This window comes from Neisseria sp. KEM232, assembly GCF_002237445.1.
In the GTDB taxonomy this organism is placed as follows: Bacteria; Pseudomonadota; Gammaproteobacteria; order Burkholderiales; family Neisseriaceae; genus Neisseria.
Genome location: NZ_CP022527.1, coordinates 615,526 through 642,513 on the forward strand (window position 1 = coordinate 615,526; position 26,988 = coordinate 642,513).

A 26,988-nucleotide genomic window follows, 5' to 3' on the forward strand; every position below is an offset into this window, starting at 1 on the left:
CAGCGCGCCCTATATAGCTTGCGACGACAATATCATTCCGCATACAGGAGACCTTAAATGAGATTCGACAAATTAACCGCCAAATTCCAACAGGCTTTGCAGGAAGGCCAAAGCCTCGCACTGGCCGCCGACAGCAGCTATCTGGAAGCGGGTTTTGTGCTCAAAGCCCTGCTCGACGATGCAAACAGCGGCGCGGCCGCGCTCTTGGCGCATGCGGGCGTGAACGTGCCGCAGGTGAAACAAAAACTGGCCGCCCATCTGAACGGCCTGCCCAAAGTGTCCGGCCAGGGCGGCGACATCATGCCCAGCCGCGAGTTGCAGGCAGTGTTGAATTTAATGGACAAAGCCGCCGTCAAACGCGGCGATGCCTACATTGCCAGCGAATTATTCCTGCTCGCGCTGGTGCAGCAAAACGACGCCACCGGCAAAATCTTGAAAGAAGCCGGTGCGACCGAACAAAATATCAACGCCGCGATTGACGCGGTACGAGGAGGACAAAACGTGAATGATGCCAATGCCGAAGACCAACGCGATGCGTTGAAAAAATACACGCTCGACCTGACCCAGCGCGCCCGCAACGGCAAACTTGACCCCGTTATCGGCCGCGACGACGAAATCCGCCGCGCAATTCAGGTGCTGCAACGCCGAACCAAAAACAACCCCGTACTGATTGGCGAACCGGGTGTGGGTAAAACCGCCATTGTCGAAGGCTTGGCTCAGCGCATCGTCAACGGCGAAGTGCCTGAATCTCTGCGCAACAAACGCCTGCTGGTTTTGGATTTGGCAGCATTGATTGCCGGCGCGAAATACCGCGGCGAATTTGAAGAACGCTTGAAAGGCGTGTTGAACGACTTGGCGAAAGACGACGGCAACACCCTGATTTTCATCGATGAAATCCACACGCTTGTCGGCGCGGGCAAAACCGACGGCGCAATGGACGCGGGCAATATGCTCAAACCTGCGCTGGCTCGCGGCGAGTTGCACTGTATCGGCGCCACCACGCTCGACGAATACCGCCAGTACATCGAAAAAGACGCGGCACTCGAACGCCGCTTCCAAAAAGTGTTGGTGGGCGAACCCAGCGTGGAAGACACCATCGCCATCCTGCGCGGTTTGCAGGAGCGTTACGAAATCCACCACGGCATCGACATCACCGACCCCGCCATTGTTGCCGCCGCAGAATTGAGCGACCGCTACATTACCGACCGCTTCCTGCCCGACAAAGCAATTGATCTGATTGACGAAGCCGCCAGCCGCATCAAAATGGAGCTCGATTCCAAACCCGAGCAGATGGACAAACTCGACCGCCGCATCATCCAGCTCAAAATGGAGCGGATGCACGTGGAAAAAGAAAGCGACGACGCCAGCAAAAAACGCTTGGAGCTGATCGACGAAGAAATCGATGGCCTGCAAAAAGAATACGCCGATTTGGACGAAATCTGGAAAGCGGAAAAAGCCGCGTCCAGCAGCACCGCCGACATCAAAAAACAGATCGACGAAATCAAGTTCAAAATCGAGCAGGCCAAACGCCAAGGCGATTTCGCCCGTGCGTCCGAACTCGAATACGGCGAGTTGCCGAAATTGGGTGCGCAGTTGCAGGCGGCGGAAAGCAACCCCGACGGCAAAAAACAAAACAAACTTTTCCGCACCGAAGTGGGCGCGGATGAAGTGGCCGAAATCGTCTCCCGCATGACCGGCATTCCCGTGGCCAAAATGATGGAAGGCGAGCGTGACAAGCTTTTGAAAATGGAAGAAGTATTGCACCGACGCGTAGTCGGTCAAGACGAAGCCGTGCGCGCCGTGTCCGATGCCATCCGCCGCAGCCGCTCCGGTTTGGCCGACCCGAACAAACCCTACGGCAGCTTCCTGTTTTTAGGCCCGACAGGCGTGGGCAAAACCGAGTTGTGCAAAGCGCTGGCAGGCTTTTTGTTCGACAGCGAAGACCATCTTATCCGCATCGATATGTCGGAATACATGGAAAAACACGCCGTCGCCCGCCTCATCGGCGCGCCGCCCGGATATGTGGGCTACGAAGAAGGCGGCTACCTCACCGAACAGGTACGCCGCAAGCCTTACAGCGTGATCCTGCTCGACGAAGTGGAAAAAGCCCATCCCGACGTGTTCAACATCCTCTTGCAGGTGCTCGACGACGGCCGCCTCACCGACGGGCAAGGCCGCACGGTGGACTTCAAAAACACCGTGATTGTGATGACTTCCAACATCGGCAGCCAGCACATCCAGCAGATGGGCACGCAGGATTACGAAGCGGTGAAAGAAGTGGTGATGGAAGACGTAAAAGAGCATTTCCGCCCCGAAATGATCAACCGCATCGACGAAGTGGTGGTCTTCCACGGCTTGAACCAGGCCAATATCCGCAGCATCGCCAAAATCCAGCTCAAAGGCTTGGAAAAACGCCTGGCCGCGCAAAACCTGCGTCTGAATGTGGACGATGCCGCGCTCGACTTAATCGCCCAAGCGGGTTTCGATCCCGTGTACGGCGCGCGCCCGCTCAAACGCGCGATTCAGTCGGAAATCGAAAACCCGCTCGCCCGCGCCCTGCTCGAAGGCCGCTATCCGCCCGAAAGCACGATTTACGTTCAGGCTGACGGCGGCGAACTGAAGTTTGCCCGCGCAAGCTGATTGGAGCTTGAACAGGCTGCATGAGCAGGTAAAAGGCCGTCTGAAAACCCGATTTGGGGTTTTCAGACGGCCTTTTTATCAGGAAACACAAAATATTACGCAAAGAATGGACACGCCCGGCCTCATATCCGATAAGGCCGTCTGAAAAGGCTGAGGCCGTCTGAAAGAGTTGAGGCCGTCTGAAAGAGTTAAGGCCGTCTGAAACCCCGAATCGGGTTTTTCAGACGGCCTTTTACCTGCCGCAGCCTTATTTGTCGAGCAGCGCCACCAGCACGGCCTTGATGGTGTGCATACGGTTTTCCGCCTGGTCGAAAACGATGCTGGCCGGGCTTTCAAACACTTCTTCCGTCACTTCCACGCCGTCGAGGCCGAAGGTTTCGTAGATCCATTCGCCGACTTTGGTGTCGCGGTTGTGGAAGGCGGGCAGGCAGTGCATGAATTTCACCTGCGGGTTGCCCGAGGCGGCCATCAGTTCGGAGGTGACGCGGTAGCCGCGCAGCAGGTCTATGCGCTCCTGCCACATTTCTTTCGGCTCGCCCATGCTCACCCACACGTCGGTGTGGACGAAATCGGTGCCGGCAACGGCTTCTTGCGGGTCTTCCGTCAGCAGCAGGCGCGCGCCGCTTTGCGCGGCCAAGTCCTGTGCGGCGGCGATGATGTTTTCAGACGGACACAGGGCTTTCGGTGCGCCGATGCGGACGTCCATGCCCATCAGCGCGCCGCAGAGCAGCAGGGAATTGCCCATGTTGTAGCGCGCGTCGCCGACATAGGCATAGGCCGTTTCCCGCAGGGGTTTGGCGGAATGTTCGCGCATGGTGAGCAGGTCGGCAAGGATTTGCGTGGGGTGGAATTCGTCGGTGAGGCCGTTGAACACGGGCACGCCCGCGTAGCGCGCCAGCTCTTCGGCGACGTTTTGGCCGTAGCCGCGGTATTCGATGCCGTCGAACATGCGGCCGAGGACGCGGGCGGTGTCGCGGATGCTTTCTTTGTGGCCGATCTGGCTGCCGCCCGGTTCGAGATAGGTGACGCCCGCGCCCTGGTCGCGTGCCGCCACTTCAAAGGCGCAGCGGGTGCGGGTGGAGGTTTTTTCAAAAATCAGGGCGATGTTTTTGCCGCGCAGCCGCTGTTCTTCGCGTCCGGCTTTTTTGGCGGCTTTCAGTTCGGCGGCCAAGTCCAGCAGGGCGTGGATTTCGTCGGCCGTGTAGTCGGTGAGTTTGAGAAAGTGCTGCTGTTGCAGTTTCATATTGTCTCCTTTTGGTGGTTTTGGCTGCGCTTTCAGACGGCCTCAGGCCATAAAAGGCCGTCTGAAAGCCCGGGGCTGTTGGCATTTGGTATTGCGGCGGCTTTTTCGCCGTAAAACGGCATCTGCCGCGTTGGAAACACTAGCCAATGGCGGTATTGGCTCGCGTTTTCGCCTTGCATCTGCCGCTTCCCGACAAAAAATCCGCTTCGCAAACCAATTGTCAACAGCCCCTATTTGATGGCAACGGGAATGTCTTCCGCCGCGATGCGGTTTGTGCGTTTCTCGTAGCGCTCGAAGCCGATGCTCTGCGTGTCTTCCTGCCAGACAAGTTTGCGCGACGGGGTGGAATGCGCGGCCAGCGTTTCGGCCAGCGCGGCGCGGCGGCGTTCGGCAGGCAGGCGGTGGAGGGCGAGGGCGGCTTGGAAGGCGCGTTGCTGCATGGCGGTGTCCTGCATGCGGCGGGCGTAGGTCGAAAAGTCGGGCGTGCCGATGTCGGCGAGGACGCAGCCCTGCGCGTCGGCCAGACACGCCCATTTTTCTTTGATGCCGCCGTGTGTCGGCGCAGGCCATGCCAATGCCCGATCCTGCGCCAAAATATCGGCGGCAGCGGGGCGGCAGGCGGGCGCGTAGTAGTCCGAGCTGCGGGCGGCGGCGTGCGCGGCGTTGAGCGTCGGCACCATCATCAGGTTTTTCAAAAAGGCGCCGTGTCCGCCGTCGTCGGCCAAATCGGTTTCAGCCAGATTGGCTGCGGCGGACAGGGAAGCCGACATCGGCGATTTTTCCATTAGGCGGTAAAGATTGGCGAGGGAGCGGAATTCGTCGCGCACGGCGGGGCAGATACTCTGCTCCTGCGCGTCGAGCACGGCGAACACGCCGCCGCATTCCTGCGGCAGACGGTTTGCCCAATCGGGCTGTTCTGCCAGCATGGCGGCAGCCAGGCCGGTGTTTTGGCGGATCAGGGCAGCGCCTATCATCGGGAACAGCAGGCCGGGGCGGCCTGTGAGCAGGGCGCGGCCGGTGCGGATGCCGCGGCAGGTTTGGGCGAGTGCTTCGCCGTTGCGGCCTTGCGTCCAGTCGAGGGCGGCGGCGGGCGCGGTGTAAAAGAGGTGCTGCATCGGCGGCAGGGGGAGTGTGCTCAAATTGTCTTCGTCGTTCGGCCAGCCGCGTTGGGCGAAAGTTTCGTAGTCGGACAGGCGGCCGATGTTGCCGATCAGGGCGGCGTATTTGCGCACGGCTTCGCGGTATTGCGCCGTGTTCTCGCGCACGGCGGCCAGGCATTCGCGGCCGCTGTTGCCGCATTTGAGTTCGCCGTTTTCGGGTTGGGGCAGGGCGCGGCCGGACAGGGCGGGGACGGCTTCGTGTTTCTGCACCGCCGCGCCGTGTTCTTTCATCAGGGCGGTGCGTTCGGCGTCGTTTTCGGTTTGGTAGGCCAGCAGCCACAGGGCGTCGATGCCGTTTTTCCCCTGCGTTTCGGGCGCTGCCGCAAGCAGAGCCAAATCCGCCTGCGCGGCGGCGGTTTCCTGTCGGATGAGGTGCTGTGGCACGGCATACAGCAGGACGGCGGCGGCAACGGTCAGAAGCAGCAGGGAAAAGAAGAGTTTTTTCATCGTCAAAGGCCGTCTGAAAACGAAAATGGACAGGCGGCATTGTAGCGCAGAACGCGGCCTTTACCGTTTTTTTCATTTCACGGCGTGAGACCGTTCCGCCGACGCGGGAGTGGCGTTTCCGAAAGGGTTGCGGGCAGGCCGCTGTATAGGAAAAGGCCGTCTGAAAATCCGTTTTCGGGTTTTCAGACGGCCTCTTGCGCTCTGCGGACGGAGCTCTTAGAACTCCAATTCGGCTTTCAGCCAGTAGGTGCGCGGCATGCCGACGACGGCGAAGCTGCGGTCGAAGCGGCCTCGCTGGATTTGCCAGTAGTTTTTGTTGAACAGGTTTTCCACTGCCGTGCCGACGGTGAGTGTGTTGCCGCCGAATTTGGTTTTATAGCGCGCGCCGACGTCAACCAGTGTGTAGGAGGGCAGTTGGTATTTCCGTTCTGCATCCTGATACGACTTGCCGTAGTGCTGGACGTTGGCGTTGAGCGTCAGCCCCTTGGCAAACGGCGTATCCCATTCCACGCCTGCTTTGGCGATGAATTTGGGGCTGGTTACCTGATGGCCGCGCGCGACAAGCATGTCGTCCCATTTGGGAAAATCGATCAGGTCGGAGCGGATGAAGCTCATGCCGATACTCGGGCGCAGGGTTTTGTTCAGCAGATTGGCATAGGCATTCAGTTCCAAGCCGCGATAGCGTTCTTTGCCTTGTTCCTGGCCGGCCATTGCCAAGCCTGCGGCTTTGAGACGGGCATAGTCGGTGTTGCGTGTGGTGTTGCCGCGCCAGTAGCCCGGGCGGGTGATTTGGTAGATGTTCGCAGAGGTGACGATGTCGCCCCAGTTTTTGCGCACGCCCAGTTCGATTTGTTTGCTGACGCGGGGTTTGGAAGCATTGCCCTCTTCGTCCACTTCGCCGGGTTCAAGGTCTTCCATGTAGTTGCCGTACACCACGAAATCCGGCGAGGGCACCCACGAGGCGGCCAGCATCGGGCCGAAGCGTTTTTTGCTGTTTTTGTCGCCTGTGCGGTAGTCGTTCTGTTTCACCCACTGGTAGCGTCCGCCGAGGGTGAGGCGGATGGTGTTGTTGTTGAAGCCCAAAGTGTCGGAAACGGCGATACTCGGGGTGGTCTGCTTCATATCGACGGTTTGGCGGGTGGCGGATGAGATGCGCGGGGTGAGGCCGGAGAAATCGGGCGCGTAAATTGTATGGCCGCGCAATGGGTCGCCGTAGTTGAGCGGGCCGCTTTTGTGGTCGCGCGAACGGGAAACATAGTCGAACGAGGCTGCCCAGTTGTGTACGACGGGGCCGGTGTCGAATTCGCCGCGTGCTTTGAGCGTGCCGCTGGTGGTGCGCGAGCGGATGTCCCACGGTGTGGCGGCGGCTGCGGAGTATTGGCCTGTGGCCGGGTTGACCATCCGAAGCTGGGTGAAGCCGCCTTCGTATTTCGATTCCATATAGCCGATACCGCCGGAGAGCTGCATGTTCCAGTCGGTGTCGTACTCGAAGGTGGCCATGTTGGTAACGGTGCGGGTGGTCTGCTCCTGCCAGCTCGGCACCAGATTGATTTTGCCGTCGGGTGCTTTGGGGAAGGCGAAGCCGTAGTTTTGTATGTCTTGGAAGCGTGCGCGGCTGCCTTCGGTGTTGCGGTGGTTGTACATAAAGTCGTAGGCCACGCGCAGTTTTTCGCCGCGATAGTCGGCGTTCAGGCCGAATTCCTGGTTGTCTTCCTTATAGCCGTGGCGCGGGGTGTTGCCGTGGCGGTATTTGCCGGCAAAGCGTACGCCCCATTCTTTATTCGCGCCGAAACGCTGTCCGAAATCAAATGAAGCCTGCGGGCGGCTTTTGCCGAACCAGCCCAAGCCGATTTTGCGGTTGCCCTCGTCGGACGCTTTTTTGGTTTCGATGTTGACGGAAGAACCGGTCGCGCCCTCGGGATCCATGCCGGTGGTGGAGCTGGACGCGCCTTTAATCAGTTGCGCGGAGGCCACGTTGGCGGTGGGAGTATGCCAGTAGGAATAGAGGCCGGGCAGGCCGTTGATGCTGAACTGTTTGGCGTCAAGCTGCAAACCGCGCACATACAGCCCTTGCAGCGTGTTGCTTTCGCCGCCGAACTGCATCACTGATGCGTCGGTTTTGGCAATGGTGTCCACCAGCGTGCGGGAGGCATTGTTTTCCAATACTTTTTCATCGTAGTTGACAACGGTAATCGGCGCGGTAAACGCATTGGCGCGGCCGAGCAGACCCAAATTCACGCGGTCGCGCAAATCGCCGTCGCTGGCGATGGAGTAGGACTTGGCGGCACGGACTCGCTTGGCATCGGCGCGCACGGTCACTTCTTGCAAACCGCCCGATTCCTGTTCCTGCACCGCATTGTCGTCGGCACAGGCCAAAGCCGCCGCCACCATCAGCGGCAAAACGGCTAATCTCTGATTTGTTTTCATATTTTGTCTTTCTTGGTTGATACGGCAGAATAAAATGATAGCGGCGCGCATTATCTTTCAGACGGCCTTAACTTAAAACAAAGCATGGGCTTACTTACAAAGCTTAACCGGAATTGTTGCGGATTTGGTCTGGGGCTTGCCGACAGAGAATGAAAAGGCCGTCTGAAAATTTTTCAGACGGCCTTTTCGGCTTTCGGTTTCTTCAAATCATGGCAAAACCCCGTGCCGCAAATATCCGTTGTCGATAACGGCGGTTTCGTCGGCGAGAGCTTCGGCGTCTTCGGGGTCGTGGGTGATGAGCAGCAGGGGGATGCCGAGTTCGCGCTGGAGGGCGGCCATGTTGTCGCGCATTTGGGCGCGCAGGCGGGTGTCGAGGGCGGAGAAGGGTTCGTCGAGCAGGAGCCAGTCGGGGCGCACGGCGCAGGTGCGGGCGAGTGCGGTGCGCTGGCGCTGGCCGCCGGAGATTTGGCGCGGGTAGTGGTCGGCGATGGCGGCAAGCTGCATTTTTTCCAGCCACGGGGCGGCTTCGGCGCGGGCGCGGCGGCGGCTTGGGGTGCGCAGGCCGCGGTGCAGGCCGAAGGCGATGTTTTGGGCGACGGTAAGGTGCGGAAACAGGGCGTAGTCTTGAAACAACAGCCCGGCGCTGCGCTCTTGCGGCGGCAGCCACAGGTTTTGCGCGGTGTCGCCGTAGCTTTGGCCGCCGATGCGTACATGGCCGCTTTGCGGGCGCAACAGGCCGGCCAAAAGCTGGAGCGTGAGGCTTTTGCCCGAGCCGGAGGGGCCGAGGATGGCGAGGCGGCGGGCGGCGGTTTGGCAGGATACGTCGAGAGTGAAGGTGTGGCTGCCGTGGTTTAAGGTCGTCTGAAAGGCGAAATCGAAAGTGAGGTCAGCCATTTTTTTTGTCTCCGTTCAAACGGGTTACGCTCCACAATACGGCAATGCAGACGGCGGAAATCAGCAAAACAAGGCGGTTGGCCAAGTCGTCGTTGCCCGCCTGCACAGCTTCATAGACGGCGATGGACAGGGTTTGGGTTTGGCCGGGGATGCTGCCGGCAATCATCAGTGTGGCGCCAAATTCGCCCAGCGCGCGGGCAAAGGTGAGTAAGAGGCCGGAAAGGATGCCGCGCCAAGCCAGCGGCAGGGTAACGCGCATAAACATGGCGCGCTCCGACAATCCGAGCACGCGGGCGGCCTGTTCGAGCTGCAGGCTGACTTCTTCAAAAGCGGCGCGGGCGGGCTTGAGCACCAGCGGAAAGGTAACGGCCATCGCGGCGACCACTGCGCCCTGCCAGGTGAATATCAGGCTGAAGCCGAAATGCTGTTGCAGCCATTGGCCGAGCGTGCCGTTGCGGCCGAACAAGACCAGCAGGTAGTAGCCCATCACGGTGGGCGGCAATACCATCGGCAGGGTGAGTACGGTGTCGAGAAAATTGCGGCCGATAAAGCGTTTGCGCGCGAGTATCCAGCTGACGGCGATGCCGAGCACCAGATTCAACAGCGTGGCAAAGCCGGCGACTTTGAGCGAGAGAAACAGCGCGGGGAAAGTGTCTTGGAATGAGGACATGGTTGAAGTGCGGTTAGTTTGGATTGTTTAGACTGCTTTGCAGGCCGTCTGAAACCTTATTCCCTCTCCCACTTGCGGGGAAGGGCTAGGGTGGGGGCTTGCGCCGCTGCGGCAACTTTTACAGGACTTCGGCGTAAAAGCAGTTCTGCGAACTGCCCCCCTCCCCAACCCTCCCCCGCGCTTGAGGCGCAGGAGAGGGAGCCAAAAACGCGGCGGGGCTGCGGTTTCAGACGGCCTATCTCCCCTGCTCTTTCGGATCAACCACCAATACGCGGCGGTTTTCAGGCCGCCACATCAGGCGGGCGCTGCGGCGCAGGTTTTCGGCGGTGAAGCTGCCGGCCAGTTTGTCCATGCTGCGCAGGTAGCGGGCGTCGCCGTAGTGCTGCTCGCTGAGGATAAGGCGGTTGATGTAGGTGTCGTGACTTTGCAGGCGGCGGGTTTCTTGTTCGGCAAAGCGTTGTTTGAGCGCGGCGGCCTGCGCGTCGCTGATGCTGTCGGGGAAAGCCTGCAGGGTGGTTTCGGCCAGCCGCCACAAATCGTCGGCGCGCTCGGGGCTGCTGCTGAAACGCAGTTCGCTTTCGACGCGGCCGCTGTCGCCGTTGAGCGTGGAAGTGAATTTGAGGCTGTACACGCCCAGCGCTTTGTCGCGCAACTCGGTTTTCAGACGGCCTGCGGCCAAGTCTTGCAGCATGGCAATGTGGGCGGCGGTTTCAGGCTGCCAGGTGCTTTCGGCAAACGACCAGGCGGAAACGTCGCTGCGGGCTTCGCCGCCGATGGCGCGGTGTTCGGCAGCGGCGCCTGCCAATGGCTGATGGGCTTGTGCGGGTGCGGCGGCGCGGCGCGGGATGTCGGCCAGATAACGGCGCACCAGCGGCTTGAGTTCGGCGGCGGGGCGGTCGGTGAGGATGTAGTGAGTGGCAGGTGCGGCGGCGCTGCGCTGCCATTGGTCGAGCAACAGGTTTTCATCGACAGCTTCAAGCTCTGCCTGATTGGGCAATTCAAACGCGGCGCGGCCGTAGCGCAGGCGGGTGGCGGCTTCGGCAGCGGCGGTGCGCTCGGACGCAGCCCGCATCGGAATTTGGCGGATCATCGCCATCACCGAGTCGCGGAAATCTGCGCCCACCTGCGGCGTGGTGTGGTAGGCGCGGTAAAGCTGCAACAGACGGGCGGCTTCGCCGTGCGGTGCGCTGCCTTCGTAGCGGGCAGAGGCCGTCTGAAAACTGTGGCTGAGGGCGATTTTGTGCTGCTGCTTCCAGCGGTTGAGACCCGCGTTGTCCCAGCCCTGCGGGGCAGACTGCCACACCACCTGCGCGGCCAGCTGCGCCTGCCAGGGGTTTAGGCCGCCGCTGAGATAACCGGCGCCGCTGATGCTGCGAAAATGGATTTTGCCGCCCGCCGAGGGGTGTTGCAGCACCAGCACTTTGTCGCCGTTGCCCAGCGTCCAGCGGGTGAGTTGCAAATCGGCTTCGCGGCTTTCGCGGCTGATTTCGCCCTGCCCGCCCGCATCGGCAAACTGCCCTGTGGATGCGGCGGCTTTGGCCGCGAGTTTGGGCAGCGGCGCGGTTTTCAGACGGCCTGCTTCGGCGGCGATGTTCTCCGCAGCGGGCAGCGCCAGCGGCGTCAGGCCGGGGGCTTGCAGCTGCACCAGTTTGTCGCCGGCGTTGAGCCAGCGTTCGATGCGGCGGCTGATGTCCTGCGGCGTAAGCGTGTTCAACACGGGGGCGACGATGGCGGCGCTTTGCGCGCTCGTGCGCACGGGTTTGCCGGCAAATGCGGCTTCGCTCACGCTTTGCAGCGCATCGCCAAACGGCTCGGGCAAGGTGGTTTTGCGCCGCTGTTCGGCCAGCGTTTTTTCCAGCGTGCGGCGGTAGGCGGCAAACTCCGCCTGCGTTACCGGCTCGCGCAGGATTTGTTCGCGCAGTTTCAACAATTGGCTGATGCCCTCGGCGTGGCCGTCGGGCGCAACGGCGGCAAACAGGCCGACGGCGGTGGTGTGGCGGCCGATGTCGGCCTTGCGCAGCGACACATTCGATACGGCTTTGGGCAGGGCGCTTTGCTGGGCGCGCAGGCGGTCGGTAAGGATGCGGGCGGCAAAGCGGTCGATTAAGCGCTCGCGCGTGCCTTGCGAGCTTTGATGGTTGCGGCTGGCGGCATCGCCGAGGCGGAACACCAGCGCGGCCTGGCTGCCGCCACTGTCTTTGTCTTGCAACTGGCCCACGTGCCAGCCGCTTTGCAGCTCAGGCTCGTAATAACGGCCGCCACGGTCGGACAGCGGCGCGGCTTTCAGGCTGCCGAAATAGCGTTCGGCCAACTTGGCGGCTTCGGCCGGCTTGATGTCGCCGGAAATCATCAGCTGCATATTGTTGGGCACATACCAGCGGCGGTGGAAATCCTGCAACACCGCCACCGGCGTGTTCATGATGCTCCCGCTCGTGCCGATGATGGCGTAACGCGCCTGACGGCTGCCGCTGCGGATAAGGTCGGTGCGCTTGCGGTTCATGCGCTCGGCCACGCCCTGCCCGTTGCGCCATTCGGCCATGACGACCTGCTGCTCTTTTTGCCAGTCGGCGGCGGAAAAATCGTGCGGCGACACCATTGCCGCCAGCGCGGCCAAAGTTTCTTCCAAAGATTCGCGCCCTTTGGGCGGGCTGAACATATACAGCGTGCGCTCGTAGTTGGTTACGGCATTAAAGTGCGCGCCGCGTTTGAAACCGCGTGCGGCCAGCGTGTCGCCCACGCCGTCGGGAAAGCCGGGCGCGCTGCGGAACACCATATGTTCGACCATATGCACCACGCCGATTTCGCTGGTGCCGTTTTCATCGCTCGCTCCCGCTTCCATCTGCAAACGCACATCAATGCGGCCGGGTTCGGAGGGCACGGTTAAAACATGGTAGCGCAGGCCGTTTTTCAGGCTGCCGCTGTGGTAGGTGTTGGCGGCAAGGGCAAAGGGGGCGGCGGCAATAACGATGGCGGCCGCCAATATTCGGGGAGAAAACGGGTTCATAAGGATAAGGTTTCGTTGCGGCCGGCCTGCGGCGCGGGAAAGGTGAAAACGGATTCAGACGGCCTCGGTATTTGTTGAAGGCCGTCTGAAAAAAGGCGGATTATCGGGTTCGGTCGGACAAGCGTCAAACACACGCACATGGGTTTAACGCGCCGCGACAGGGTTTCAGACGGCCTAAGCTCAAGGCCGTCTGAAAGGGAAACGGGGTAAAGCGTTACCAGTTGTAGCTTACGCCCAGCCAGTAGTTGCGCCCCATTTTGTAGGTGCGGCTGCTGCCCCTGCTGCTGAATGTAACGCGGTCGAGCACGTTGTTGACATCGAGGGTAACTTCCAATGCCTGCGTGCCGCGAATGGGCTGTTTGTAGGCGAAACGCCAGTCGAGCACGACATCGCGCGAGATGCGGCCGTCGTCGTGCAAAACGGGGGCTTGGCCGGTGTAGCTGCCGCAAAGCGCGCGGTTGGAAGGACTCGAACAGTCGACAGAGCCGCTGGTGTAGCGGAAATTGCGGCTGCCGGTGACGCGCAACACCTGATCCCAATTCAGGCGGATTTTCGGGAAATAGGTGTTGAGCGATGCCACGGCCGACCACGGCGTGTTGAAATCAGACGGCGGCGTTTCGCCCTCGGGCAGCAGCGTACCGTTGTAAACGTAGCGTTCGGTATTCAGCTCGTCGTAGGTGTTGCCGTTGTTGGTTTTGCTTTTGGATACGTTGAAACCGATGCTCCAGTTGATTTCGGCGTAGTGGGATTTGTAGGGCTTGAGCGGGGATACGGCCAGCGTGAAGGTGTCGTTTTTGCTCCAGCCTTCGTTAGTCAGGGCGTAAGTGTTGGGCGCGACTTTGGTGCGGGTAAACTGGTCTTTGCCGTTGCGGTGTACCCATTTGAGCGTCCACAGCGAGCCGAACATTTTTTGCGAAACGCCTAAGTCGATTTCGTCGCTATATGGGGTTTTGACTTTGGCATCGGTATAGCGCACCAGCGTGCCGTATTCGTCTTTATCGCTGCTCCATGCGCCGGGCGTATTGCCGCTGAGTCTGCGCGTAGCGCCCAAACGTCCCGAAATGCCTTCGCGCAGTTTGTAGGCCAGCATCGAAGCGGAATAATAGCGGTTGGCGCCGCCGAAAATACGGGTTTGAGTATTGCCGAACACATCATACGAAGCGGCAAAACGCGGGGCAAGGTTGTTGTTTTTCAGATAGGAATTACGGTCGAAACGCAGTCCGGCGTTTACGCTCAGGCGTTTCCAGAAGATATTATCCTGAAGATACAGGCTGTAGGTGCTGTCGTTGACTTTGACATTGCGGGCGGGATAAATCTTCCGGTTGTTGGCGTATTGCTCGCCGTCGATACATTCGGGATCGCCGTTGCAGGCAACGTTTGCGGCTGCGGCGTATTGGTAAACATAGGCATTTTGATCGCGCTTATATTTGGCATCGGCAAAATCTGCCTGCCAGCCAAAGCCGATACGGTGCCGCCATGCGCCGGTGAAAAACTGCTTCAGGCTGTAATTCTGTTTCAGGGTCAGGGTGCTTTTTTCGGTGGAATATTCACCGTAGCCGCCGGTATGCGCCCAAGCGTTGCCGGATGTATTGACCTTGGACGCGGAAATCCAATCTATGCTGCGGGTGGTACGGTAAGAGCGGTAAACATTCGAGCCGTATTCGATTTCGTTGGCCGTTTTGCGGTAGGCAATCTGCGATTCCATATTCAGACGGCCTAAATCCTTATCCCATGCCAAATCAAAGCGCACGCCGCCGCCGGTATTGGAATATTTGCCGTCTTTCACGCTGGGCAGCAGGAATTTGGACTTGTGCGGCGAATACATCGCCGTGGCTTTCCATGTGCTGCCGTCGTCGGCGCGGTAGCTGCCGCGCAAAAGCCAGGTTTCCGCGCTGCGCTCCTGCTTGCTGGTAAAGGGGCCGGTGATGGTGTTGGTAGCGGCATTCCAGTGGTTCAGCGTGCGGTGCATAAAGGGAATGTCGGACTCGGTGCGATTGTAGGAAAACAATACCGCCGCTTTGTCGTTTACCGGCTGGTTGAGCATCAGGCCGTATTGGCGTTTGGTGTATTTGGGCTGGGCGGTGAGCCTGCGTAAAACTCGTCTTCCTTGCCGTCTTGAATGTGAAAACGCGCCCACGAGTCGCGCGTGGTGCGGAAAAAGACTTTGCCGCTGCTTTTTTGCGTATTGGGGTCTTTGAGTCGGGCGTTCACCAGGCCGCCGGTGAAATTGCCGTATTTGGCCGAGACGTTGCTGTCGAACACTTCCAGCGTTTTCACCAGGCTGCTGTCCACCCAAAACGACTGTGTACTGCCGGCAGGCAAATCGTAAGGATTCTGGCCGCCGACTTTGGTATCGGAATCGTATTGGTTGCCCGGGTCGGTGTTGTCGTTGTTGGAAACGCCGTCGATGGTGAAATTATTGTTGTAAAACTTTTCGCCGTGGAAAGATACTTCGTCGGGACGGATTTCGCCGCCCGATGTGGAATTGCCGGAATTGTTGGAAAAACGCACGTTGGGATTGGTACGCAAAAGCTCGGTGAGGTTGCCGTTGGTGCTCGGGCGGCGGGCGATTTCACTCTCGCGGATGCGCTGCGTGCCCATGCGGTTGGCGTAGGTTTCGCCGCGTACGACGACGGTATCGAGGTTTTCCGACACTTCGGCCTGTTGCGCGGCGGGCGGGGTTTCGTCGGCGGAGAAGGCGGGCAGGGCTGTGAAGGCCGACAGTACGGCCAGCATGACGGTGTTGGGTTTCATGGTGTTTGCCTTGGTATGTTTGGAAGCGGGATTTTTTTGCAAAAACAAGGGCGGACGTCGCCGCGGAAGGCGCGATTTTACAGAAAATGAAAATTGGTATTAAAAAATTTACCGATGCGGACGTTTTTTTGCCGTTTTTTGTCGCAGGGATAAATCGTGATTGAAAAATAATCAATGAAAACAGATTATTGAAAAACAAATACCGTCTCATTTTGGCAATGGCGGATTCCGAATGCGGCTTGAAAAAGGCCGTCTGAAAGCCCGATTCGGGTTTTCAGACGGCCTTTAAACGGCTTTTTGCGGCTTGCCGCTCAATAACGGTCGGTTTCCAAGCCGTTTTCGTCCCAGGAGGTGCGGCTGACGAGTTCGTCGTCCTGATAGACGGATTCGGATTTTTTTGCGCCGTTTTCATACCATTCGAGCATGATGCCGCTGCGTTTTTTGCCGGCGAAGTTCAGTTCGGCGGTGAGGCGGCCTTTGGCGTCCCACGACACCATTTCGACGGGCTCGTCGTCTTTCATCAGCACTTCGCTTTTCGGGCTGCCGTCGGGATACCACTGCTTCCATTTGCCGTTGGCTTTGTCGGCGTGGAATTCGATTTCGCTTTCTTTACGGCCGTTTTGGTAGTAGCGCGCGCCGACGCCTTCGGTTTTGCCGTTTTTATAGGGCATGACGGCGGATTTGCTGCCGTTGTTGTACCAGTTGGTCCATACGCCGTCGGGTTTGCCGTTTTGGTAGGGGGCGTCCATTTTTTTGCGGCCGTTGAAGTGCCAGAGGGTGAGCGCGCCGCTGTCGAGCAGGGGGACGAACTGTTTGATTTGCGACAGGGGGGCTTGGTAGGGGTCGGAATATTTTTTGCGCGAGGGATAGTAGAAATCCTGCACTTTGGCGTGTTTGCCCTGCACGGTGTATTCGCGCACATAGGCGACGGCGGCGGTTTTTTCCGTGGGGCGTCCCTGCTGGTTGAAGTAGACGGTTTGCGGTGCCGCCCATGCGGGGGCGGCGGCAAGGAGGAGGGCGGCTGAGGTAAGGATGTTTTTCTTGTTCATGGTTTATTTCTGCCAGTAGGTTTTGACGTTGACAAATTCGTAGAGGCCGAACTCGGAGAGTTCGCGGCCGTAGCCTGAGGCTTTCACGCCGCCGAAGGGCAGGCGCAGGTCGCTGCTGGTGTGGCGGTTGATGTAGACGGCGCCGGTGTGCAGCGATGCGGCCAGGCGGCGGGCGGCGTCTTCGTCGGCGGTGTAGATGCTGGCGCCCAGGCCGTAGGGGCTGTTGTCGGCCAGCTCGGCGGCGTGGGCGGTGTTGCGGGCGCGGACGACGGCAACGGCGGGGCCGAACACTTCTTCCTGCCACATGCGGCTGTGCGGCGGTACATTATCGAGCACGGTGGCGGGGTAGAAAAAGCCGCTGCCTGCAGGGATGTGTCCGCCGCATAAAAGTTCCGCGCCCTGCGCCACGGTGTCCCGCACTTGGGCGTGGACTTTGTCGCGCAGGTCGCTGCGGTGCATGGGGGCGAGGGTGGTGGCGGGGTCGAGCGGATCGCCGGTTTTCAGTTTGGCGCACTCGGCAAGGAACAGGCGCAGGAAGGGTTCGGCGATTTCGTCGGCGAGGATGATGCGTTTGGCGGCGTTGCACGATTGTCCCGCGTCGCGGAAACGCGAGTAGCAGGCGTCGCGGGCGGCCTGCGCCAAGTCGGCGTCGGGCAAAACGATAAAGGCGTTGCTGCCGCCCAGTTCGAGCACGCTTTTTTTCAGACGGCCTGCGGCAATGGCGGCGAGGCGGCGGCCGGTGTCGGCCGAGCCGGTAAAGGCGAAGGCGTCGCAGGCGGCAATGGCTTGTTCTACATCGGCATGGCTGAGCCAGGCGGGCATCAGGGGGAGGCCGTCTGAAAGGCCGTCTGAAACCAAGTCGAACAGGGCGGCGCTGACGCGGGCGACGCTGGGGGCGGGTTTGACGGTGCAGGCGTTGCCGGCGCAGAGGGCGGGCACGGCAAAGCGCAGTATCTGCCAGACGGGGTAGTTCCACGGCATCACGGCAAAGACCACGCCCAGCGGCTCGAAGCGCACTTCGCTGACGGCAGCCTGCGTCGGTACGGCTTTGGCAGCGAGCAGCTCGGGGGCGGTGCGGGCGTAGTAGCGCACGAGTTCGACGGATTTGGCCAGTTCGGCTTCGCATTCGCGCAGGCAGCGGCCGACTTCTTCGCAAATCATGCGGGCGAGGCGGCCGCTTTCTGCTTCGAGCCTGCCGCCGAAGGCTTCGAGGGCGGCGGCGCGTTCGGTGGCGGAAAGGGAGGCGAAGGCGCGTTGGCGCGTTTTCAGCCCCGACAAGGCCGTCTGAAATGCTTGCGCGCTTTGCGCGGGACGCTCGTAAAGCGTTGCGCCGCTGAGGATGTGGGTGCTGCGGAACAATGGGGTCTCCGTTGTGCGGTGGTGTGTCCGGTGTTTTTTCAGACGGCCTTCCTTATCCGGCAACAGGCCGTCTGAAAAACGGTTCGCTTATTTGCGGCGGGCTTTGCCGTGCTAGGGTGTGTTGACATTCAGCTTGCAGGACGGTTTTTTGAGTAAAAAATGCCCGAATGCAAGGAAAAAACGCAGCAAGGTTGGACACCTTGCGAGGATTTTTGACGCGGCAGGCGGGTATTTTTTGCCAAAAACACCGCCGCAAGGCTGATTGTCAACACACCCTAGTGCGCTTTGGCGTCTTTCAGGCGCAGCATTTCCCAGCCGCCGTTTTTCCAGCAGTAGTCGTCCTGGCTGTAGTCCATGATGCTGCTTTTGTATTCGACGCGCACGCAGCCTTTGCGGATAACTTTGACATTGCCGTCGTAGGCGAAGCCTTTGCCGTCGGGGACGGGTTTAAACTGCCGCGTGGCGGGGTCGAACAGATACAGCTCGTCGGCGGTGTTGCCGTAGGCGCCGCTGATCGGCACGGCGATATCGGGATGGCCGTCGCCGTTGTAGTCGGTGCTGACATCGGCCAGCTTGCCGGCTACGTCTGCCATTTTGAGACCGCCGACGGAAGACGGAGCGACGCTTTCGGAGGTGATTTGCACTTTGCCGGTTTGTTTGTCGGTGATTTTCAGCCGGTAGCCGTTTTCGGGCAGGATTTGCGCTTCGACGGTAAAGGGAAAGCTGTCCGGCGTGGCGACGGCGTGGGTTTCGACAACAGTGTCGTCGGTAGGCGCGTCGGCGGCGAAAGACGGAAGGGCGGCGGCTAAGAGCAGGGTGGGGATGAAGTGTTTCATAGTGTCCTTTCGCGATGGGCTTTCAGACGGCCTTTTACCATCCGGCAACAGGCCGTCTGAAAAACGGTCTGTTTATTTATGGCGTGCTTTGGCCGCTTTGGCCGCTTTGGCGTTGTTCGGGCGCTGTAATTGCCAGCCGCCGTTTTTCCAGCAGTAGTCGTCCTGCGAGTAATCCCTGGCGCTGTTTTTGTAATCGATGCGCACGCAGCCTTTGCGGATGATTTCGACGCCGCCGCTGTTGGCGAAGTCTTTATCTTCGGGCACGGTTTTAAACTGCCGGGTGGCGGGGTCAAACAGATACAGCTCGTCGGCGGGCAGGGTGTAGCCGCCGATTACGCGTACAGCGATGTCGGGATGGCCGTCGCCGTTGTAGTCGCGTATGGTTGCCAGATCGTCGGCGTTGCCTTCGATAAAGCCGGAAAAGACGGTGATGTCTTCGATGGTTTGCACTTTGCCGGTTTTTTTATCGGTGATTTTTACCTGATAGCTGTCTTCGGAAAGGATTTGGGTTTCAACGGCGAAAGGAAAGCCTTTGGGTGCGGGGACGGCGCGGGTTTGGACGGCGGGTGCGGCGGCGAAAGATTGCGCGGCGGCGGCCAAGAGCAGGGCGGGGATGAGGCGTTTCATGCTTGTTCTTTCGGAAAAATATAGGCAGGGCGCTTTTCAGACGGCCGTCTGAAAGCACGGCTGCAGTCAAACGGAAAAACGCGATGATACGCGCTTTGTCCTTTGTCATGAAGCGCGGCGGAATATAACCTTTGCGTCTTAGCATACAACCAGCCGTTCCTTGGTTTTTCAGACGGCCTCCGATAGAGTGCGCGGCTGTTTTTGCCTGTCGGGAGCGCCTGTATGCGCCTGCTCAAATCTCCTTCCGTTTTGCCGGGCTTTTCCGTCAGCCTGGGCATCACCGTGCTGTGCCTGTCGCTGCTGGTGGTGCTGCCCTTTGCCATGATGGCGGCGGTGTCGGCGCAGACGGGCTGGCGCGGGCTGTGGCAGACGGTGTCCGAGCCGCGCGTGCTCGCGGCGGTGTGGCTGACGCTGAAAATGTCGTTTCTCGCCATGCTGGCCAATATCGTGTTCGGCACGCTGACGGCGTGGGTGCTGGTGCGTTACGACTTTCCCGGCAGGAAGCTGGCCGACGCGCTGGTCGATCTGCCCTTCGCGCTGCCGACGGCGGTTACCGGTATCGCGCTGGCGACGCTCTACGCGCCCAACGGCTGGCTGGGGCGGTTTTTCCCTTTCAAAATCGCTTTCACGCCGATCGGTATCTGGATTGCGCTGGTGTTTGTCAGCCTGCCGTTTATCGTCCGCACCGTGCAGCCCGTTTTGGAAGAACTGTCGGGCGAATACGAAGAGGCGGCGGCGACGCTGGGGGCAAACCGCCTTACAGTCTTCCGCCGCGTGCTGCTGCCGGAAATGATGCCCGCGCTTTTGACGGGGGCGGGCATGATGTTTGCGCGGGCGACGGGCGAATACGGCTCGGTGATTTTCATCGCCGGCAACATTCCCATGCAGTCGGAAATCCTGCCGCTGATTATCACCGGCCGTTTGGAACAGTATGACGTGCAGGGCGCGTCGGCCGTCGCCCTCTTTATGCTGCTGATTTCTTTTGCCATCCTGATGGCGTTGAACGCGGCGCAATGGGCGCTGGGACGGCGTGCGGGGGCAAAAGCATGAAAACCAATCCGAACATCACCGAACCGCGCCTGCTGCGCCTGCTGCTGACCGCCGCCGCGCTGCTGTTTCTGCTGCTGATGCTGGTCGTGCCGCTGGCGGCGGTGTTTGCCGAAGCGCTCAAAGGCGGCTGGCGGCTCTATCTGGCCGCGCTCACCGACGCCGAAGCGCGTTCCGCCATCCGTCTGACCCTGCTGACGGCGGCCGTAGTCGTGCCCGTCAACGCCGTGCTCGGCATCGCCGCCGCCTGGCTGCTCACCCGCTTCGATTTTCGCGGCAAACAGTTTCTCACCACCCTGCTCGACCTGCCGTTTTCCGTATCGCCCGTTGTCGCCGGGCTGATGTTCGTCCTCCTTTTCGGCGCGCACACCGCCTTCGGCGGCTGGCTCGAAGCGCGCGGCATCCAAATCATCTTCGCTGTGCCCGGCATCGTGCTGGCCACCCTGTTCGTCACCTTCCCCTTCGTCGCCCGCGAACTGATCCCGCTGATGCAGGCGCAGGGCGACAGCGAAGAGCAGGCCGCCCTGATTCTGGGCGCGAACGCCCGGCAGATGTTTTGGCGCGTCACCCTGCCCAACATCAAATGGGCGCTGCTTTACGGCCTCATCCTCACCAACGCCCGCGCCATGGGCGAGTTCGGCGCGGTGAGCGTCGTCTCCGGCCACATACGCGGCGAAACCAACACCATCCCGCTTTTGGTCGAAATCCTTTACAACGAATACAACTTCACCGCCGCCTTCTCCCTCTCGAGCGTACTCGCCCTGCTGGCCGTCGCCACCCTGGCCGTGCAAAACCTCATCGGCAGGATACAGGCGCGCAAACTGGCGGCCGCGCAAAGGAGCGAAGCATGAGCATCACCATCGAAAACCTCGACAAACACTTCGGCGCCTTCCACGCCCTGAAAAACATCTCCCTCACCGCGCCGACGGGCAAACTCACCTCCCTGCTCGGCCCCTCCGGCTGCGGTAAAACCACCCTTCTGCGCATCATCGCCGGACTCGAAAACGCCGACGGCGGCAAAATCCTCTTCGACGGCCAAGACGTCACCGCCAAACACGTGCGCGAACGCAAAGTCGGCTTCGTCTTCCAGCACTACGCCCTGTTCCGCCACATGAACGTCTTCGACAACGTCGCCTTCGGCCTCACCGTCAAACCCCGCGCCGAACGGCCGTCAAAAGAGCAAATCCGCGCCAAAGTCGAAGCACTCCTGAGCCTCGTCCGCCTCGGCCATCTCGCCAAAGCCTATCCCCACCAACTCTCCGGCGGCCAACGCCAGCGCATCGCCCTTGCCCGCGCCCTCGCCGTCGAACCCAAACTCCTCCTGCTCGACGAACCCTTCGGCGCGCTCGATGCCAAAGTGCGCAAAGAACTGCGCACCTGGCTGCGCGACATCCACCACGAACTGGGCATCACCAGCATCCTCGTCACCCACGACCAGGAAGAAGCCCTCGAAGTGTCCGACCAAATCGTCGTCATGAACCACGGCCGCATCGAGCAGACCGGCAGCGCCGACGACATCTACCTGCGCCCCGCCAACGCCTTCGTCACCGGCTTTCTCGGCCACACCGAAGCCTTCGAAGGCCGCATCGAAAAAGGCGCGTGGCACTACGGAAACTATGCCCGGCCGCTCGACACACAACGCCGCTGGCAGGAGCAGACCGCCACCGCCTACATCCGCCCGCACGAATGGCAGATAAACGAAACCCGTCCCATGCTCGCTGCCGCCCTCGTCCACATCCGCCACAGCGGCGCCCTCGCCCACCTTACCCTGCGCCTCGAAGACGGCCGCCAAATCCAGGCCGACCTCCCCGCCGCCGAAGCCGCCCGCCTGAACCTGCAACCCGGCCAAACCCTCCCCCTCGCCCCGCGCCAAATCTACGTCTTCGGCCAAAGCGAGTTGATCGACTACGCCATCTGACAGGCTGCCCCAAGCAGCCGTGCAAGCGGACAAAGGCCGTCTGAAAGCGCAGCTTCAACGAAGTTAAAACCGAAAATCGGGCTTTCAGACGGCCTTTGTACCGTTTGTCGGATGGAAAACCGAAAGGCCGTTCCCGCCTGCGCGGGAATGACGTTTCTGAAACCGAACATCCCGCCGCGAACCCGACTCCCTCTCCTGCGCCCGCGCGGGGGAGGGCAGGGGGTGGCGTTTCGCAGAAACGCTTTTTGCCTGCTGCTGCAACCTGTCGGATATTTATGCGGCCGCCGTCCCTATGCCCGGTAAAAGGCCGTCTGAAACCCGTTTTGCGGCTTTCAGACGGCCTCTCTTCACTATGCTCAGTCCAGCCTGCCGGCAAAGGTTTTTTTCCGTTTCCAGAACGCGCGCCCCGCTTTGGCGGCGACGGTGAGGCTGCCGCCGTGGGTGCCGTCGGCGGTGAGCGTGAGGCTGTTCAGACGGCCGCTTTGCAGGGCGGCGCGGGCGGGGGCGAAGAAGTCCTTTTCCCATGTTTGCAGCAGGCGGCAGTAGCTTTCGTAGTCGGCGGCTTCCTCTGCGCCTTCGAGGAAGATGAGGCCGTCTGAAACGGGCTGCGGCTGCTTCGATAACAGGTTTTCCCATTGCGCCCAATCGCGCGGGGCGGCGGCGGTGTTTTTGCCCAAAGCCCAGCTGTTGTCGGCGGCGGTCAGGCCGTAGGCGGCGCTGCCGACGGAGTCGTTCCACAGCCAGACGCCGTTGACGGGCACGGGGCGGCGGGCGTTGAGCGGGTGGGCGTGCAGCCACATTTGGATTTCGGTTTGCGCGGCCAGCCAGTCGAGCGGGGCGAGGCGTTCGATGCGCTCCACGGCGTCGGCCTGCCCGTCGGCTTCCAAAACGGAGGGTACTTTCTGCCATGCGGGCATTTGCGGCAGGGTGAGCAGCCAGAGGTCGGGGAAGCAGGGATGGAACTGCCAGCCTTGGTCGGCGAAAAACGCGCTCAGTCCTTCACACCATCGGGCGGCTTCGTCCGTGCTGATGCCCAGGATGCGGCCGGAAGCGAGGTGTGCCTGGTTCATGCCCATCTGCTGGCTGACGGGCGCGGCGGGGATGCAGGGCGTTTCGGGCGGCAGGCCGAGCCTGTCGGCAAGCAGGCGGCACAGGCTGCCCCGCCACAGGCAGCGGGCGCGGAACGCGGCGGAGGATGCGGGATCGGGGGTAAAACGGCCGAAGCGCAGGAAGAAATCGAGGGCGCTCGTCGTCGGCAGCGGCAGGTTTTCAGACGGCCTGAGGAAAGAGGGGAGGGCGATGGTGGTGTTCATGGCAAACGGGCGGCGCAAAAGGGGCGCATTTTACGCGCTTTTGCCGCGCGCGGCGTTTTGCAAAAAAACGTTTGTGGTACACTGCGCGCCCCACAAATCATTAAAAAACCGTTTAAATTAAGGGCTTGTCATGCCGCTTTATTAAGAAACGGTTATCCGACGAAGAATGGACAGAGATTTTCTCCGCCGCATCAGGCAACACAAACACACCCGCTACGCCGTGGCGGGTCTTCTGATTTCGGCCGCCGTTTCGGCGGTTTTGTACGGTTTGGCTTCAGACGGCGGCAAAGCGCCCCAGGCACGGCGCATCGTGCAGGAGCTGCCGCCGCCGCAGGGCAGCACACAGGAGAGCAAAAGCAGCTACTGGCTGGAAGAGGCGGTGAAAGAGGGAGACACCCTGCAAACCATGCTGCGCCGCTACGGCCTTTCCGATGCCGACATCGCGGGCGTGCTGGGCAAAGACGCCGCCGAGCGGCAGCTGCGCCGCCTGCATCCGGGGCAGACCGTCAGCGTGCTGATGGACGGTGAAAACCGCCCCGCCGCCATCCAGTTTTTCAACGACGACGACAACGGCGAGAAAAACCTGATCGCGCTGGGCAGAATCAAAGGCAAGTGGCAGGCCTCCACCAGCGAAATCGAGATGAAAACCCTGCCGACGCTGGTGTCCGTTACCGTGCGTACTTCGGCCAAAGGCTCGCTGGCGCAGGCGGGCGTCGGCGTCGAGTTGCGCGAGCTTCTGCGCGACATTTTCAGCGAGCAGTTCGACGTCGACGGCCTGCTCGAAGGCGACCAAATCCGCCTGCTCTACGACACCATGTATTTCCGCGGCCAGGAAATGGCCACCGGCGACATCCTCGGCGTGGAAATCGTCAAAGGCGGCAAAACCTACCGCGCCTACTACTACGACAAAGGCGATCACGGCGGCGGCTATTACAACTACGACGGCGAGCCGCTCAAAACCGAACACGCCGACGGCTTCCTCTACCTGCCGCTGCAAAACTACACCCGCATCTCCTCGCCCTACGGCATCCGCGTCCATCCCATCCTGCGCACCGTGAAAATGCACACCGGCATCGACTACGCCGCCCCCACCGGCACGCCCGTTTACGCGCCCGCCGACGGCACGTTGGTGTTCAAAGGCTGGAAGGGCGGCTACGGCCACACCGTCATGCTGCAACACGGCAACGGCGTAGAAACGCTCTACGGCCACCTCAGCGCCTTTTCGCCATCCGCCGGCCGCGTGCGCGCGGGCGAGGTGATCGGTTTTGTCGGCACATCCGGCCGCTCCACCGGCCCGCACCTGCACTACGAAGCCCGCATCAACGGCCAGCACGTCAACCCCGCCACTGTCGCCCTGCCGACGCCGAAAATGGAAAAAATCAGCATGGGCGCCTTCCTGCGCCAGCGCCAGAAAACCGAAGACATTATGGCCGCCGTGGAAAACCTGCCCGTCACGGCGGCGCAGATTTACTAGGCTGATTGTCAACAGCCCCTAGGGCGTGTTGACAATCAGCCTTGCGGCGGTATTTTTGGTAAAAATCCACGCCTGCCGCGTCAAAAATGCTCGCAAGATGTCCAATCTTGCTGCGCTTTTTTCCTTGCAGGCGCGAATTTTTCCTCAAAAAACCGCTTCGCAAGCTGAATGTCAACACGCCCTAGGCAAGATACGCAAAGGCCGTCTGAAAAGCACATCCCGCTTTCAGACGGCCTTTTCTACTTTTAAACCGACAGCCGCGCAGCTTGTTATAGTGAGTCAAAATAAAAAAGATACAAGGCAGCAAGCCGCAGGCAGTACAGGTAGTACGACAAGGCGCAGCAACGCCGTAGATTTTCTATTTTGGTTCACTATATTCGACCAACACTTGCTGAAATATTGTTGTACATATCAAGAAGGCCGTCTGAAAGCAGGATATGCTTTTCAGACGGCCTTTTGCTTGCAGATGGGCGTTTAACCCGAAACCCGCTCGATTTTCGCGCCGACTTGGCCGAGTTTTTTCTCGATGTGCTCGTAGCCGCGATCCAGATGGTAGATGCGCTCGACGATGGTTTCGCCGCCGGCGACCAAGCCTGCAATCACGAGGCTGGCGGAGGCGCGCAGGTCGGTGGCCATCACGGTTGCGCCGGAGAGTTTTTCCACGCCGTTGACAAAGGCGGTGTTGCCTTCGGTGGAGATGTCCGCACCCATGCGGTTGAGTTCGGGTACGTGCATGAAGCGGTTTTCAAAAATGGTTTCGACCACTTTGCCCGAACCTTCGGCCACGGCGTTCATCGCCATAAACTGCGCCTGCATATCGGTGGGGAAACCGGGGTGGACGACGGTGCGGATGTCCACGGCTTTGGGGCGTTGCTGCATATCGATGGCAATCCAGTCATCGCCCGCTTCGATAACTGCGCCTGCTTCGACCAATTTGTCGAGTACGGCTTCCATCGTTTTGGGCGCGGCATTGCGCAACACGACTTTGCCGCCGGTCATCGCCACGGCGCAAAGGAAAGTACCCGCTTCGATGCGGTCGGGTACGACGCTGTGTTCGCAGCCGTGCAGCTCTTTCACGCCTTCAACCGTCATGGTAGATGTACCGATGCCGCTGATTTTCGCGCCCATTTTGACGAGGCATTCGGCCAAATCGACCACTTCCGGCTCGATGGCGCAGTTTTCCAATACGGTTGTGCCCTCGGCCAGCGTGGCCGCCATCAAGAGGTTTTCCGTGCCGCCTACGGTTACCACGTCCATCACCACGCGCGCGCCTTTCAGACGGCCTTTGGCTTTGACGTAGCCGTGTTCGATGGTGATTTGTGCGCCCATGGTTTCCAAGCCTTTGAGATGCTGGTCGACCGGGCGCGAGCCGATGGCGCAGCCGCCGGGCAGGCTCACCTGCGCTTCGCCGAAACGCGCCAGCGTGGGGCCGAGCACCAGAATCGACGCGCGCATGGTTTTGACCAATTCATACGGCGCACAGGTGTTGTTGACCGTGCCGCCGTTGATTTCAAATTCGCGGATGTTGTCGGTCAGCACGCGCGCGCCCATGCCTTGCAGGAGCTTTTGCGTGGTTTTCACGTCGGCCAGCATCGGCACGTTTTTCAGGCGCAGCGTGCCCGAAGTTAAAAGGCCGGCGCACATCAGCGGCAGCGCGGCGTTTTTCGCGCCCGATACGGTGATTTCGCCGTTTAAGGGGCCGTTGGCAGAGATTTTGAGTTTGTCCATGGCAGCAGGCTTTCGTGGGAGGGGAAGGGCGTTGTCGGGAAAACGCGCGGCGGAATCAGCGGCCTTTTTCCGCCCATTCCGCAGGCGTGGCGGCCACGGAAACGGATAGCGCGTGCAGCTCGTTCGACGCCAGCTTGTCGGCCAGGCCGTCTTTAATCAGGCGGTGGCGGGCGAGGCGGGCTTTGCCTTCAAAGGCGGAGGAAACGATAACGGCGAAAAAGTGGTGGCCGTCGCCTTCCACTTCGATGTGTTCGCAGGGAACGACGGCGGCGATGAGTTCTTTGACCTGTTCGGGCATCAGCATGGTGTGTATTCCTTTTTATCGGCAGGGGGTGGCAAAAGGCCGCGATTATACCGTATCGGCAGAAGGCCGTCTGAAAAGAGCGGGGGCTTTTTAA

21 protein-coding genes are annotated in these 26,988 nt (G+C 60.5%); 6 read left to right on the top strand and 15 right to left on the bottom strand.

Annotated features, from left to right (window positions below; all coding sequences use genetic code 11):
- Positions 1–57 precede the first annotated feature (57 nt).
- Positions 58–2,640, top strand: a complete 2,583-nt coding sequence (clpB, locus tag CGZ77_RS03105) for an ATP-dependent chaperone ClpB (RefSeq protein WP_009425805.1) — start codon at positions 58–60, stop codon at positions 2,638–2,640.
- Between the two features lie 247 nt (positions 2,641–2,887).
- Here the strand turns inward: clpB and argF are convergent, their stop codons facing one another.
- From argF to CGZ77_RS03165, 12 genes are all read right to left on the bottom strand, one after another.
- On the bottom strand, positions 2,888–3,883 hold the full coding sequence (argF, locus tag CGZ77_RS03110; RefSeq protein ID WP_009425807.1) for an ornithine carbamoyltransferase: 996 nt from the start codon (positions 3,881–3,883) through the stop codon (positions 2,888–2,890).
- A gap of 230 nt (positions 3,884–4,113) precedes the next feature.
- Positions 4,114–5,490, bottom strand: coding sequence for a hypothetical protein (locus CGZ77_RS03115; RefSeq protein ID WP_009425809.1), 1,377 nt, complete (start codon positions 5,488–5,490; stop codon positions 4,114–4,116).
- Positions 5,491–5,706: 216 nt separating this feature from the next.
- A complete protein-coding gene (locus CGZ77_RS03120) occupies positions 5,707–7,917 on the bottom strand; it encodes a TonB-dependent siderophore receptor (RefSeq protein WP_036495879.1) in 2,211 nt (736 codons plus the stop codon).
- A gap of 207 nt (positions 7,918–8,124) precedes the next feature.
- Positions 8,125–8,811, bottom strand: coding sequence for a sulfate/molybdate ABC transporter ATP-binding protein (locus CGZ77_RS03125; RefSeq protein ID WP_009425811.1), 687 nt, complete (start codon positions 8,809–8,811; stop codon positions 8,125–8,127).
- The gene (gene modB / locus CGZ77_RS03130) at positions 8,804–9,481 is read right to left on the bottom strand and encodes a molybdate ABC transporter permease subunit (RefSeq protein ID WP_009425812.1); all 678 of its coding nucleotides are present in this window, start codon (positions 9,479–9,481) and stop codon (positions 8,804–8,806) included. Before modB ends, CGZ77_RS03125 begins: the two co-directional genes overlap by 8 nt.
- Before the next feature lie 235 nt (positions 9,482–9,716).
- The gene (locus tag CGZ77_RS03135; RefSeq protein WP_009425813.1) at positions 9,717–12,485 is read right to left on the bottom strand and encodes a M16 family metallopeptidase; all 2,769 of its coding nucleotides are present in this window, start codon (positions 12,483–12,485) and stop codon (positions 9,717–9,719) included.
- A gap of 214 nt (positions 12,486–12,699) precedes the next feature.
- Positions 12,700–14,529: a TonB-dependent receptor gene (locus tag CGZ77_RS03140; RefSeq protein ID WP_094030936.1), complete on the bottom strand. Its 1,830-nt coding sequence runs from the start codon at positions 14,527–14,529 to the stop codon at positions 12,700–12,702.
- Positions 14,529–15,239, bottom strand: a complete 711-nt coding sequence (locus CGZ77_RS03145; RefSeq protein WP_009425816.1) for a TonB-dependent receptor plug domain-containing protein — start codon at positions 15,237–15,239, stop codon at positions 14,529–14,531. The genes CGZ77_RS03140 and CGZ77_RS03145 overlap by 1 nt, the downstream gene beginning before the upstream one ends.
- A gap of 311 nt (positions 15,240–15,550) precedes the next feature.
- Complete coding sequence (locus CGZ77_RS03150) at positions 15,551–16,288, bottom strand: toxin-antitoxin system YwqK family antitoxin (RefSeq protein ID WP_009425818.1); 738 nt, start codon at positions 16,286–16,288, stop codon at positions 15,551–15,553.
- Positions 16,289–16,291: 3 nt separating this feature from the next.
- The gene (locus CGZ77_RS03155) at positions 16,292–17,647 is read right to left on the bottom strand and encodes an aldehyde dehydrogenase family protein (RefSeq protein WP_094030937.1); all 1,356 of its coding nucleotides are present in this window, start codon (positions 17,645–17,647) and stop codon (positions 16,292–16,294) included.
- Between the two features lie 275 nt (positions 17,648–17,922).
- Positions 17,923–18,483 (bottom strand): FG-GAP repeat protein, encoded by a 561-nt coding sequence (locus CGZ77_RS03160; protein ID WP_009425820.1) that lies wholly within the window; start codon positions 18,481–18,483, stop codon positions 17,923–17,925.
- Positions 18,484–18,555: 72 nt separating this feature from the next.
- Entirely contained in the window at positions 18,556–19,110 is a 555-nt protein-coding gene (locus tag CGZ77_RS03165) for a hypothetical protein (protein WP_009425821.1), read from the bottom strand.
- 222 nt (positions 19,111–19,332) lie between these two features.
- Between CGZ77_RS03165 and cysT the strand changes: the two genes are divergently transcribed.
- The 3 genes from cysT to CGZ77_RS03180 are packed head-to-tail and all read left to right on the top strand — an operon-like array spanning position 19,333 to position 22,075.
- Positions 19,333–20,160 (top strand): sulfate ABC transporter permease subunit CysT, encoded by an 828-nt coding sequence (cysT, locus tag CGZ77_RS03170; protein WP_009425823.1) that lies wholly within the window; start codon positions 19,333–19,335, stop codon positions 20,158–20,160.
- Complete coding sequence (gene cysW / locus CGZ77_RS03175; RefSeq protein ID WP_009425824.1) at positions 20,157–21,008, top strand: sulfate ABC transporter permease subunit CysW; 852 nt, start codon at positions 20,157–20,159, stop codon at positions 21,006–21,008. The genes cysT and cysW overlap by 4 nt, the downstream gene beginning before the upstream one ends.
- Positions 21,005–22,075: a sulfate/molybdate ABC transporter ATP-binding protein gene (locus CGZ77_RS03180; RefSeq protein ID WP_009425826.1), complete on the top strand. Its 1,071-nt coding sequence runs from the start codon at positions 21,005–21,007 to the stop codon at positions 22,073–22,075. Before cysW ends, CGZ77_RS03180 begins: the two co-directional genes overlap by 4 nt.
- Before the next feature lie 356 nt (positions 22,076–22,431).
- On the opposite strand, the gene CGZ77_RS03185 is transcribed toward CGZ77_RS03180, so the two are convergent.
- On the bottom strand, positions 22,432–23,388 hold the full coding sequence (locus CGZ77_RS03185; RefSeq protein WP_009425827.1) for a hypothetical protein: 957 nt from the start codon (positions 23,386–23,388) through the stop codon (positions 22,432–22,434).
- Positions 23,389–23,554: 166 nt separating this feature from the next.
- Here CGZ77_RS03185 and CGZ77_RS03190 point away from each other — a divergent pair, with 166 nt between their 5' ends.
- Entirely contained in the window at positions 23,555–24,862 is a 1,308-nt protein-coding gene (locus tag CGZ77_RS03190) for a M23 family metallopeptidase (RefSeq protein WP_094030938.1), read from the top strand.
- 25 nt (positions 24,863–24,887) lie between these two features.
- The gene (locus tag CGZ77_RS03195; RefSeq protein ID WP_094030939.1) at positions 24,888–25,340 is read left to right on the top strand and encodes a hypothetical protein; all 453 of its coding nucleotides are present in this window, start codon (positions 24,888–24,890) and stop codon (positions 25,338–25,340) included.
- Here the strand turns inward: CGZ77_RS03195 and murA are convergent.
- Together murA and CGZ77_RS03205 are read right to left on the bottom strand one after the other, a co-directional pair.
- A complete protein-coding gene (gene murA, locus CGZ77_RS03200; RefSeq protein WP_009425830.1) occupies positions 25,337–26,590 on the bottom strand; it encodes a UDP-N-acetylglucosamine 1-carboxyvinyltransferase in 1,254 nt (417 codons plus the stop codon). The two genes, CGZ77_RS03195 and murA, sit on opposite strands and share 4 nt — an antisense overlap.
- Before the next feature lie 55 nt (positions 26,591–26,645).
- A complete protein-coding gene (locus tag CGZ77_RS03205; RefSeq protein ID WP_009425831.1) occupies positions 26,646–26,894 on the bottom strand; it encodes a BolA family protein in 249 nt (82 codons plus the stop codon).
- Positions 26,895–26,988: the final 94 nt, after the last annotated feature.